The 12081-nt window shown below is 41.1% G+C and carries 12 protein-coding genes; 5 read left to right on the top strand and 7 right to left on the bottom strand.

What is annotated here, in order from left to right; translation table 11 throughout:
* The first annotated feature begins 17 nt into the window (after window positions 1-17).
* From ACFSR3_RS10985 to ACFSR3_RS10975, 3 genes are all read left to right on the top strand, one after another.
* Window positions 18-242, top strand: coding sequence for a hypothetical protein (locus ACFSR3_RS10985; RefSeq protein ID WP_379821008.1), 225 nt, complete (start codon window positions 18-20; stop codon window positions 240-242).
* A 49-nt stretch (window positions 243-291) separates the two neighbouring features.
* The gene (locus ACFSR3_RS10980; protein WP_379821007.1) at window positions 292-483 is read left to right on the top strand and encodes a cold-shock protein; all 192 of its coding nucleotides are present in this window, start codon (window positions 292-294) and stop codon (window positions 481-483) included.
* Between the two features lie 313 nt (window positions 484-796).
* Window positions 797-1084 carry a hypothetical protein gene (locus tag ACFSR3_RS10975; protein ID WP_379821006.1) on the top strand — a complete coding sequence of 96 codons (288 nt, stop codon included), beginning with the start codon at window positions 797-799 and terminating at the stop codon, window positions 1082-1084.
* A 584-nt stretch (window positions 1085-1668) separates the two neighbouring features.
* Here ACFSR3_RS10975 and ACFSR3_RS10970 read toward each other — a convergent pair.
* From ACFSR3_RS10970 to ACFSR3_RS10960, 3 genes are all read right to left on the bottom strand, one after another.
* A complete protein-coding gene (locus ACFSR3_RS10970) occupies window positions 1669-2517 on the bottom strand; it encodes a helix-turn-helix transcriptional regulator (protein WP_379821005.1) in 849 nt (282 codons plus the stop codon).
* 974 nt (window positions 2518-3491) lie between these two features.
* Complete coding sequence (locus ACFSR3_RS10965; RefSeq protein WP_379821004.1) at window positions 3492-4082, bottom strand: hypothetical protein; 591 nt, start codon at window positions 4080-4082, stop codon at window positions 3492-3494.
* Between the two features lie 18 nt (window positions 4083-4100).
* On the bottom strand, window positions 4101-4523 hold the full coding sequence (locus ACFSR3_RS10960; protein ID WP_379821003.1) for a hypothetical protein: 423 nt from the start codon (window positions 4521-4523) through the stop codon (window positions 4101-4103).
* 383 nt (window positions 4524-4906) lie between these two features.
* Between ACFSR3_RS10960 and ACFSR3_RS10955 the strand changes: the two genes are divergently transcribed.
* Window positions 4907-5416 carry an ankyrin repeat domain-containing protein gene (locus ACFSR3_RS10955; RefSeq protein ID WP_379821002.1) on the top strand — a complete coding sequence of 170 codons (510 nt, stop codon included), beginning with the start codon at window positions 4907-4909 and terminating at the stop codon, window positions 5414-5416.
* Between the two features lie 6 nt (window positions 5417-5422).
* Window positions 5423-7603, top strand: coding sequence for a catalase (locus ACFSR3_RS10950; RefSeq protein WP_379821001.1), 2181 nt, complete (start codon window positions 5423-5425; stop codon window positions 7601-7603).
* 96 nt (window positions 7604-7699) lie between these two features.
* Here the strand turns inward: ACFSR3_RS10950 and ACFSR3_RS10945 are convergent, their stop codons facing one another.
* The 4 genes from ACFSR3_RS10945 to ligD all read right to left on the bottom strand — a co-directional run bounded on the left by ACFSR3_RS10945 (window position 7700) and on the right by ligD (window position 12081).
* Window positions 7700-7828 (bottom strand): hypothetical protein, encoded by a 129-nt coding sequence (locus ACFSR3_RS10945; protein ID WP_379820999.1) that lies wholly within the window; start codon window positions 7826-7828, stop codon window positions 7700-7702.
* Between the two features lie 152 nt (window positions 7829-7980).
* Complete coding sequence (locus ACFSR3_RS10940) at window positions 7981-8361, bottom strand: hypothetical protein (protein WP_379820998.1); 381 nt, start codon at window positions 8359-8361, stop codon at window positions 7981-7983.
* 121 nt (window positions 8362-8482) lie between these two features.
* Complete coding sequence (locus tag ACFSR3_RS10935) at window positions 8483-9280, bottom strand: SDR family oxidoreductase (RefSeq protein ID WP_449267419.1); 798 nt, start codon at window positions 9278-9280, stop codon at window positions 8483-8485.
* A gap of 239 nt (window positions 9281-9519) precedes the next feature.
* Window positions 9520-12081: a DNA ligase D gene (ligD, locus tag ACFSR3_RS10930; RefSeq protein ID WP_379820996.1), complete on the bottom strand. Its 2562-nt coding sequence runs from the start codon at window positions 12079-12081 to the stop codon at window positions 9520-9522.

Raw genomic sequence — 12081 nt, 5'->3', positions numbered from 1 at the left:
TTAATATCATTTTACATATGGCAGATTCTTTTTTTAAGAAAGAAAACAACAAGAAAAAAACTTTAATAAAGAAGCAAAAGGCGCAGAAGCGACAGGAAAGGAAGACGAGTAACAATAAGGGCAAAGGTTTTGAGAGTATGATTGTCTATGTCGATAGGAATGGGCATTTTACGGATACGCCGCCGGATGCCTTAACACCTACCTATAAGCCTACACCTAAAATCTCGTCGAATAGATCGTGATTCGTTACAAATCGATAAATTAAAATTATTCAAATTAAATATTAAAAAAATGCAAGAAGGTAAAGTAAAATTCTTCAATGAAGAAAAAGGTTTCGGATTTATCACTCCTAATAACGGAGGCAGCGAGATCTTTGTGCACGTTTCGGGTCTGAAAGAAAGTATTCGTGAGAATGATGAAGTCCGTTATGATGTGGAAGAAGGCCGTAAAGGGCCAAATGCAACAAACGTGGTCATTGCATAAAGTACTATAACACTAATTACAGAGCACCTGCATATAAATAAGCAGGTGTTTACCTTTTAACAACCATAGGCAGTAGTAGTTTAATTGTTACTGTTTGTTATCTGGTAGTTAGGGCTGGTAATAACGAAATAATATATTACGCATGGGCTACCCTGCACATACAGCACATATCTATCATAGCCATCTACCTATGAGAAAAGTGCAACACTGAAAAATTAGCGCTTTCAGGATTTCGAAAAAGGATATGAAATAACGGCACAATGTAATTCTGGGCATTTAATGGCGCACCTTAACAGACAAACAACAACTTGCTATGAATAAATCCGACAAAAAAATAATATTAAAGAAATTGATTGAAGAGTTTTTCCGCGAAACCGAACCTATTGTTCTAATAAGGTTGCGCGATAAAATTTACGGTGAGATATGCCATTTGCCTATGTCATCCAATGATAAGTATAATCTCGAAGAAGAGATGTACTTGTGGAATTATAAAAGTGATCAATACATTCAAAATATAAAAAGCAACTCGTTGCGCACAAATGTTGCAGCGGATTTTGAGGCAATGTTACAAAAAGTGGATATTTCTCTATTAGGTAATTAGACCCCACAGATCATGAGAATTAACATCTAACGATAGCAATCCCCAACAGGACAGCCAAACCGCTGTTTTGCATGTTTTCTAAAAATTATCCTACAGATAATAGGCTAATTTCTTTAAATCCTGCATAAAATGGTTTGGATTTTGTACATTTGGGGTCACTCTTAAAAAAGTGTTAAATCAAAAGATTTAGCACTTTTTTGTTTTTATAAACTTACAAAAATATCAAGTTATTAAATTTTTTATAAGTTTATAGTTATGGTTTGATGTCCCAACTAATTATCTCAACAGGATTAAACAATTAACTAACTGCGATATAATAAAATCTGATTATTCGCATGAAGATTTAAAACCTGGCAACAAGATCTGGACTACAATTCGTGGCAATTCGCAAAAGTTTTACAATTACATGAATCTCATAGTGAATGCGGCAGACTCTGACCCGTTTAAGACTCCACCGGCCAATATTAACGGAAATATACTTAACAAAAATAAGGATGGCAGTAAGACCACTGGGTATTTCAAGCTGTGCCAAAAGGTTATATGGAGTATATATGGGATACGACAGCACCCATTTTCAAAGCGTTTTATTTTCTTCTAAAATACCGGGTGTAGGCATACCTGAAGGTACTTTCATCGTTGTATCCCAACTTGTCATAAATATCCTTGGCCTGAAAACCTTTAACGCTGATAAGCTCATGGGCTGCCTGCATTCGGAGTTGGGTATAATAGCGATGGATATTCTGATTAAACTCTTTCTTAAAGTGATTCCTTAGTGTTCTTTCGGTAACGTGAAAATGGTCAGCAACACTCCTGACACTCAACCCCTGGTTACGATAGTTCTGATCTAAGTAGTGCTTAACACTATGCGCAAGGCCATCAGAATGGTTTTCAAGACGTTTGAAATAGTACTCCAGAAGCAGGGCGATATTCATCCCCAGGTTGCCATCAACAGCATTTACTCCAAGGTGTGAAAAACGATAAATGGCTTTGATCCACTTTTCAGCCTTATGCCCCGCACTACATTTGAAAATCTCCGTTAGCCTTTCCTGTGATGTACTGTTTTCGCTAAACCCGGCAGCAAAATAATCTTCATATACTGCCCGATACCACTCACTTTCGATAGTAATTATCATAAAACTGTTGATGCCTTCTCCTAGATTTATTGTTATCTCTCCCAAATTTCCATCCGCTACAACAAATTCTCCGCCTGCAAAAGGAACTACATTTGCTGAAGTAAACTCTGCCCAAACCCTACCCTCTAACATAATAAAAAGCAATATCTGCTGGCCCTCAATTTTAATGGAAACCCTTTCCCCGGATGCGCTGCAATTCATTTGCAAGAGGTCGGCTGTAAAAGGATTATACTGGTAGCGCATGCCAAAGAAATCAGTATTGCGCCAGACACAGTGAATACGCTGCCTGGCAAAATCCATTAAAAAATTGCACCAGTTTGGGGTTGAAGGGTCTTTCCCCATATTTACAAATTCTTGCCGGGGCGATTTAAATTTATACTTAGACGTCATGAAAATTTTATGGATCTTTGAACGAAGGATAAATTTTCCGGTGAACAATTATTAAAGCTTGATTTATCTCATAGTAAATTTAAGGGTTAAGGTGCAAGGAACAAAAAGCCATAAAAATATGCAAAGGGCACTGGGGGAGGTGCCCTTTGCTGATAGATACAGCCAAAGGCATGCATTTATTTGGCCACTAAAGTAGTATTACGGGGTCTACATGAAAAGGAATAAAAGGTAAATAATATATAGCGTAAGTTTATTTTTACTTTTTTTTCCGTTCTGCCTTTTGCCGCTCAACAGCCCCGGTCCAAACATAAAAAGCGATGCCTTCCCTTACCACCTATTGGCTTTTAAAGAGCTCAATTACGATCATAAATAATTGATATAAAAACCTTAAAACTGAAAACAGTTTCCAGACCACGTTGCCATAAAAGCTAATTGAAAACATCCTGACAGGCATAGTTCTATATAAAAGAAAAGGCAACAATCTTTTGGATTGCCGCCTTTTGAATCGATAATTTTCTTAGCCCCCACTAAAAATTTATCATTCCCAAAAATAGGGTTTTAAAATATATAAATACCTAAAATGCATATTTTACTACCGGTTTATTCTAATATAACGTGCATTAGTCTTATACGTCGCCTGCGGAAGCCTTGGAAAGAAAAACATATCAAAGGCCGCGTTTTGCCCTTTAAGCCTTTCAGTACCAAAGCCAAAATACAATCGGTGAATTACATATCTCCTGTGCGTTTTACCATTGGGCAAGGGAAATGTCAGCCTAAATTGATTTTCTTTTTTTACTGCGGCTGTCTTTTTAAGCAATTCCGGCTGCACTTTTTCTTTTCATCAGTACTGGCTCAGAGACGAAAAATGCCCTGCTAAGAAAGAATTAATTTTGAACTATCGGTGCTCTGAGTGACTCCAAAACAGCAACAATATCAGTATAAAGTTCTGTATCGGACGCTACTCCGTTAGCATTAGCTGCTGCACCTACATAGCCTACAAATTTAGTGTAGTCAGCATCGCTTGCTTTTGTGCCCATACGCGGGTTTACCGCAGGATTATGCGCAGAGGCCATGTCGAGTCCGGAATAGGTGTTGACAGGATTGGTTCCCCCGGTATTGAACGAAAAGAAATCGGTCAGGTTATCCGACAGCTTGGCAATATTGGTAGCCTGGGTAGTTCCGGTTTCAGCTAAAAGAGGAGCGAAATGTACCTGTAGATTCCCCGGTGCATCCGCCTGGATATCAGCGACAATTAATCCTACCGTTGAATTGACCACCTTACGGAAACTCAAGCGCCCCTGCTCTATCATCTGGCCTTCATTATCCGGGTCGGCAACCATGGTAGTCCCCCCCAGCCTCTCATAGATTGTGGCTTGTTCAACACCTTTCGGGGTATCATCGTCATTGCTACATGAGGTGAAGGCTACCGAAGAAATAAGCAACGTGCTTAAAGTGATTTTTGTGTAAATTTTCATAATAAAAGTATAGAATGGTTAATTAAAAAATTGATTGATTTTTCTGGACAGTTTATACCCGGCACTGCTTTGATCTACGGGACAAACCTCTTTGGCTGCCATGCCAGGCGGCAGGATATAGCGTTTGGCGCGATAGTGCCTCCTAGACATAAGCTCGTCAAAAACTTTCTGTGAGTCGGTGACTTTATTATTGTGAAAATACACTACGACATTTCTTTTCACAATAATGGAGTCTGAGGTAAGACCTTTAATAGTTCGTAAATCGGAACAGATTTGTTTTGCCTGCAGGGAGTCGATATCAGACTCAAAGTCAATCCTGCTAACCTGTAAATTAGGATTATCGTAAGAAGCAGGCTTTGCAGTTATAATATGGAAGATCAGAACGGCAAGCAGTAGTATCATTATCCCGCTGAGGATAAAAAGGATTTTTTTGATTTTCATACTGGTTATAATGATTCGGTTTGTAAATCATTTACGACAGTTTTCCCTCCACGGTTTTTAAAAAATAATATACTTATATAATTTAGAGACATTCTAATTTAAAAAAGACATGAAGTAAATTTTAGTTATATGCCATAAAATATATTAAGAGTTGTATAAAATCATAATGTACTTGTTAGCCGTTTTTAACCTTCATTCACACGCCTTTACCCATGCTGCTATAAGCTATCCGTAAAATTGTGGTGACAGTTGCTACAAACCGCAATCTTTAAAAGCCTCACATCGAAAACCACTTAAGAAAGATTTATGATAACTTAAGTATAATATTAAGTACACTATAAATCAGCCTTTTGTAACTTGGATTACCATTAAAAAATTATGCCATGGATACAATTACACAAGCCCTTTTTGCAGCAGCAAGGCAGGGAAACCTGCCGGTGCTCCAAGAGATATTCACACATAAACCTGACCTGAATATACAAGATGACCGGGGTTTTACCCCCCTTATCATCGCCGCTTATAATAACCAGCCCGGGGCAGTAGCCCTTTTGCTTGAGGCGGGAGCCAATCCTGATGCCAAGGACAAGGGTGGCAACACTGCCCTGATGGGTGCCAGCTTCAAAGGATATCCCAACGTGGCAGAACAGCTACTACGATATGGGGCCAGCATTGATGCGCAGCACGCTGGTGGCGGGACAGCTTTGATGTTTGCTGTCATGTTTGGGCGCAACGCCATGGCCGATCTCTTACTAGCCCACGGGGCGAATCCTCATCTGACTGATATGCGGGGCCTTACTGCGCTTGAACTGGCAGTACAGCAAAACAACCACAAGGCAGCGGAAAAGCTTCTTGCAATCACTAAAGAATCTAAAATTGTACACCTTACTAAATAACCATCTATGAAAAAAGACAATACCAAACCAGGCAAAAACAGTGAAAAAAAAGATCTGAAATCTCAGGATCTGGAACGCAACAGGGAATATAATGAGGGTCACTACATTACCACCGATCAGGGTGTCCGAATAAACAATGACCATAACACTTTAAAAGCGGGAGAGCGTGGCCCTTCGTTGTTGGAAGATTTTATCATGCGTGAAAAAATCACCCATTTTGACCATGAACGTATCCCTGAGCGTATCGTCCATGCCCGAGGCTCTGGTGCTCATGGTTATTTTGAGGCATATGGTAACGTTGGCGAATATACCAAAGCTGCCTTTCTAAATGACACAAGTGTGCAAACACCTGTTTTTGTGCGTTTCTCTACGGTAGCGGGATTCAGGGGATCAACTGACATGGCCCGCGATGTGCGTGGGTTTGCCATAAAATTTTATACTCAGGAAGGCAATTTTGATATGGTAGGAAATAATATTCCTGTATTTTTTATACAGGATGCCATGAAATTCCCCGACCTTATACATGCCGTAAAACCTGAGCCTCATAACGAGATCCCTCAGGCGGCGTCAGCGCATGATACGTTTTGGGATTTTATATCGCTAATGCCTGAAACGATGCATATGGTCATGTGGGCCATGAGCGACCGAGCCATACCGCGCAGTTTAAGGATGATGGAAGGCTTCGGTATCCATACGTTTCGTTTTGTAAACGCCCAGGGCAAATCTACTTTTGTAAAATTCCACCTCAAACCCAAACTCGGCACCCATGCAGTAGTGTGGGACGAGGCGTTAAAAATATCAGGTAACGATCCTGATTTCCACAGGCGTGATCTCTATGATAACATCGCAATGGGCAATTTCCCGGAATGGGAATTTGGTGTACAGCTTGTTCCGCAAGAGGACGAACATAAATTTGATTTTGACCTTCTGGATCCAACCAAACTAATCCCTGAAGAATTGGTGCCGGTGACCCCAATAGGAAAACTGGTACTGAACCGCAACCCCGATAACTTCTTTGCCGAGACTGAACAGGTCGCTTTCCATCCCGGTCATGTAGTACCGGGAATCGACTTTACCAACGACCCGTTATTGCAGGGCAGGCTGTTTTCCTATACTGATACACAACTTTCAAGACTGGGAAGCCCCAACTTTCATGAGATTCCCATAAACCGTCCTGTTGCCCCTATGCACAACAACCAGCGCGACGGGCACATGCGACAGGAAATCAACGTGGGCCAAACCCATTATAGCCCTAATTCCTTAAACGATAACTATCCGGTTCAGGCTAAAGAATCAGAAGGGGGGTTCGTTAGTTACTATGAGCGTATGGAGGCGTATAAAGTACGTGAGCGAAGTGAAAGTTTTTCCGATCATTTCAGCCAGGCCAGCCTATTCTTTAACAGCCAGACACCTGTGGAACAAAACCATATTATCAATGCATTACGTTTTGAGCTGAGTAAAGTGGAAACGGTTGCTATACGTAAACGTATGCTCGGCCTTTTAAGCCAGGTAAATAAGACACTGGCAAAAAAAGTGGCTGAAGGATTGGGACTCACTGTTCCGGGCACACCGGAGAAACCCATGAATAAAGGTGTTGGTGCAGATGCCGATCAAAAAAAACATGAGCCAAAACGTATTGGTAAAGGTTATGAGCCCAGCGATGCCCTGAGCATGATCAAAAATCCTACGGTTACCCAAACCATTGAGACTAGGCAGGTTGCCTTTTTGTGCGGGGACGGGGTAAGCGAAAAATCCCTTACTGCCCTTAAAAAAGCACTGGAAGCAAAAGGTGCAGCTGCGAAAATCATAGCTCCTACCCCAGGCAGTGTAAAAACAGATACAGGAAAGGAAATCAAGGCTGATTTTGCGTTTTTCTCTTCTTCTTCCGTAGTGTTTGATGCGGTGTACATTCCCGATTCAAAAAACAATGCTGCATTGCTGCAAAACAATAATGTAATTGAATTTATCAATAACGCTTACAGGCACTGTAAGGTTATCGGTTTCGACAATGGAATGGAGAACCTTATCGAAAAAACAACTATTGTTCCCGGGCAGGAACTACCTAAAAGCACTGAAATGCCTGGAGTATTGATTAACAAGGATAGTATAAAAGCTTTTACGGATCAGTTTACCGACCTATTAGGACAACACAGGATTTGGGAGCGTGAAACGTATCTGAATGAATAATAAACTAAACATCTGTAAAAAGGGGCTGTCTCAATACTGAGACAGCCCCTTTTTTTTTATCACATCCCTGGAATAGTATGTAATATGAAAAATCTCTTAGAATATACTCCAGATGATAAGCCCTAAAATGCAAAGTACCACCGCTGCCTCAATAACATGTATGATACGGTTTTTCTTTCTTATGGATTGGCGCGCTTTTGCGTGTTCTCTGCGTGAGTTTTTCATTTCCTTTATATTTTGATTAATATTTAATTCTCAATGTCTCCTTTTTGCGTTGCACTACCCTTCTACTAGTATCAAAAAAGTAAAAACAGGAAGCACTGCAAATGAGTCAGAGAGCCAGCTTTTATGAACACTTCTTTACCAGGCTTTCCTTATTATTGATGCGAGTAATTAAGTTCTACTGTGGTACGCTCCATTGGTGGGGCTATGCCTTCCTTCAGCAAAACCAACTCTCCCTCGACAAAACACCAGAGTTTATACGATTTTCCCGATGCAAAAACATTGTCGAATGTAGCTTTTAAATGGGCATCAAAATCATCGGAAACGAATTCAGTAGTATGCCATAACGTTAGGCCATCCAGACCTTGTGCAATACGGATGGAACCATCAGCAGACCGATAGGCTGCTTCTGATAGTATGGTTTCTTCCGCCGTTATGCGGTACTGGATACTGGTTGCCTCATCCTCCCGGTCTCCATGGCAGGAATAAAGGGATAAAGTGAATACTATAAACAGCGTAAAGTGGAATACTTTCATAACGGAATGGCTTGGGATTAAATGCAAACAATATAAAAGTATAGGATTTTACTTAACACTATTTACAAGATTCTGCAAAAATGTTACACGCTGTGTGGGCACAAATCGTTTCGTTGAATATTTACGGCTGTCCTCCACCTCCTGCCGCGCCGAAAATCTGACCGGTGGAATAACTTCCCGTATTGTCGGCCAGCTCAACATATAGTGAGGCCAGCTCCGCAGGCTGGCCAGGCCTTCCCAATGGTGTGTCACCCCCGAACTGTTTCAGCTTTTCCATGGTTGCTCCGCCGCTTACCTGCAGGGGTGTCCAGATAGGGCCCGGTGCTACACCATTGACACGGATGCCTTTCGGTCCGAGCTGTTTTGCGAGCGAACGAATGTAATTGGTGGTAGCAGCCTTGGTTTGGGCATAATCAAACAATTCCGGACTGGGATCCTGTGCCTGCACCGAAGTGGTACCTATTATACACGCACCCGGTTTTAAATGGGGTAAAGCCGCTTTTGTAATCCAGAAAGGGGCATAGACATTAGTTTTCATGGTAGCATCAAAGGCTTCAGAAGTGATATCCAGTATCGACTCCTGGGTTTGCTGGCGCGCGGCATTATTCACTAAAATATCAAGCCCGCCCAAGCCTTCTACCGCTTTTTGTACAAGTGTCTCACAGAAGGATTCATCACGAAGGTCTCCCGGTAGGGCAATTGCTATACGCCCCTCCTCCTTTATAAGGGCAACGACTTCCTGAGCATCCTGTTCCTCATCAGGATGATAATTAATAGCTACATCAGCACCTTCACGGGCATAAGCTATTGCTGCTGCCCTTCCTATGCCCGAGTCGCCCCCGGTGATAAGCGCCTTTCTGCCTGCAAGCCTGCCCGAACCCTGGTAGGAACTTTCCCCATGATCGGGACGTGGTTCCATGTTCGCGGCCAATCCAGGCCAGCTTTGTTGCTGTTTCTTAAAGGGCGGTTGAGGATATTTGACCGTAGGATCCTCCAGCTGCGCTGATGTGCCTTTTTCTGCTTTATCTTTTTTCATAGTGTAATTTTAGTTGATCTTCTAAATTACAACAACCCTCACTATCATAATAATAAAGCTCAGTTAAAGGTTTTATAAACTATTGCTGCGCTATTTATAAGGATATTTCTCTCCTGTATCCTTTACTTTTTCAATTTATCCAATACCGCCTTAAGGTCTATGGCATCATTAAAAAAATCGTTCCATAGGTCTCCTTTTTCCCTTATACGTTGGGGCATGGTTTTAATGTTGTAGTTTTTAATATCAAAATCATGATCGAGCTCGCTCCACTGCAGAGGCGCACTGCAGGTCGCTCCTTCGCGCGGGCGCAACGAATATGCGCAGGCCATCGTTTTGCCTTTGCCGTTCTGAAGGAAATCAAGGTAAACTTTGCCTATGCGCTTTTTAGGCATCCGTTCCAGGCTCGTAATATCCGGCAGGGCTTTGTAAACGGTTTCGCTTATTAAACGCGAAAACTCCCTGGTTAACCGATAGGTATAATTTGGCTTTACGGGGATGAAAATGTGTAAACCCTTACCGCCTGAAGTTTTGAGATAGCCTTTTATGTTGAGCTTATCCAATATTTCCTTTACTTTCTTTGCCGTAGTGATAAGATCCTGCAATGATGCTTTATTGGGATCAAGATCAAAAATGATATAGTCAGGATTATTAATACTTCCAATACGGCTGCTCCAGGGGTTGATCTCAATACACCCCAGATTAGCCATATAAAGAAGTGTTTCTTTATCATTACAGATCAGGTATGCAACAGATTCACCGTCCGAAGAAGATGTAAGCTTTCTGGTCTTAACCCATTTTGGAGTTTTCCCAGACATATCTTTTTGAAAGAATCCTTGATTTTTAATACCGTCAGGATTTCGTCGTAACGATTGGGGACGATCTTTTATATATTTTAGAACATAGTCAGCCATAACATCATAATATGCAATGACATCGCCTTTAGTGTAGCCTTCTTTGGGCCAGAATATCTTGTCAGGATTTGTGATGTCTACTTTGTCAGATTTAAAATCCTTCTTACTAACATCATTATGTTGTTCAGTATTTTTTGTGTTTTTGAGCGGTTTTTCCCGTAGTACTTCCTTAGCTTTTTTATCCGTTCGTAACGCAACGAATACCGGATGCCGCATACTCCCGCCCGCAGTCCATTCAGTAAATTTCACCTGTGCCACGAGTTCAGGTTTTACCCAATGTACATTAGGAATTTTTGGTTTTTCAGCGAAATGGCAGGTTGTGGTTTCAATGTTCATCAGTGAACTATGCAGTTTTTCCAATGATGCCTCATTAAATCCCGTACCTACTTTACCCGAATAGATCAATTTGCCATTATCGTAATAACCTATCAGCAGCGAACCAAATCTGTTGCGGGTGCCTTTAGGTTCGGTATACCCACCAATAACCATTTCCTGCTCTTTGGTGACTTTTATCTTAAGCCAGTCTTTAGAACGTTTGTTTACATGGTAGGAAGAGTCCAGTTTCTTTGCAATGATTCCTTCTCCGCCTCTCTTTGCAATTTTATTTAGTGCCTGTCTACCTTTGCCAATAATATGATCAGAATACAAAATAGTTGTAGATTCAGGTAATATTGCTTTTAAGATATGTTTTCTTTGTAATAATGATAATGCGGTAAGGTCATAACCATTGAAATATAATATATCAAACACATAGTATTTAAGTTTACCTCTACCGGGACTTTCCTCATAATCCTGCAACCACTGAAAATGACTTTTACCTTTGGAGTCTTCAACTACGATCTCGCCGTCCAGCATAATATCATCCTTAATAACTAGAAATGAATCGACTAGCGATTTATATTTTTTATTGAATGAAAGCCCATTTCGTGACACAAGGTTGACTTTCCCACCATTAATCTGTATTAAAGCTCTATATCCATCGTATTTATTTTCAAAAATCCAGTCACTATCATCAAATGCTTCATCGGTTAACGTCGCTAGCTGTGGCTTCCATTCTTTAGGGAATGTTTTCCTCCGTTTCGCATCAGCGAGATCTTCAGCAGTAAAAGATAGTTCTGCCTCATTGTTTTCAGTCAAAATGTGGCTTTTATCGCCACTGTTGGCTTTAGCTCCTTTCTTATTGCTTTCCCAGGTATCAGAGCTTTTATCTTCTTCAATTTCCTTTAATGTTCTTCCTGTTAGTACGGAGTGCTGGTCAAAATTTTTCTTATTGGCAAAATCATCTTTACCTTTCATAAGCAGCCATTCCTCCTTTTTACCGCTCATTCGTACAAGGTGATATGAACCTTTCAGCTTTTTACCCTGCATGATTATTTTAATGTTGCCCTCATCGTGCATTTTTTGTATCAGCTTCTTACTTTGGGAAACTGTATCGGCGCCTTCGGCCATATAGTTACCAGTATCCCAAACCATCACCGTGCCTCCTCCATATTGGCCTTTAGGTATAGTACCTTCAAAATCGATGTAATCCATGGGGTGATCTTCAACTTGCATAGCCAGCCTTTTCACCGAAGGATCGGCGCTGGGGCCTTTTGGCACGGCCCAGCTCACCAGCACACCATCAATTTCAAGCCGCCAGTCAAAATGCAGGTGTGAAGCTTCATGTTTCTGCACAACAAAATGCAATACTTCCCCTGATTTCTTCACCTTGCCTTTGGGCTCAGCCGTTTTTTTAAAATCCCTCTTCTTATTGTATTCCGATAACTTCATCAT

Source organism: Flavobacterium suzhouense (assembly GCF_042684765.1).
Classification (GTDB): Bacteria; Bacteroidota; Bacteroidia; order Flavobacteriales; family Flavobacteriaceae; genus Flavobacterium; species Flavobacterium suzhouense.
The sequence above is the reverse complement of the archived record's forward strand: the minus strand, read 5'-3'. Positions and strand labels throughout refer to the sequence as shown.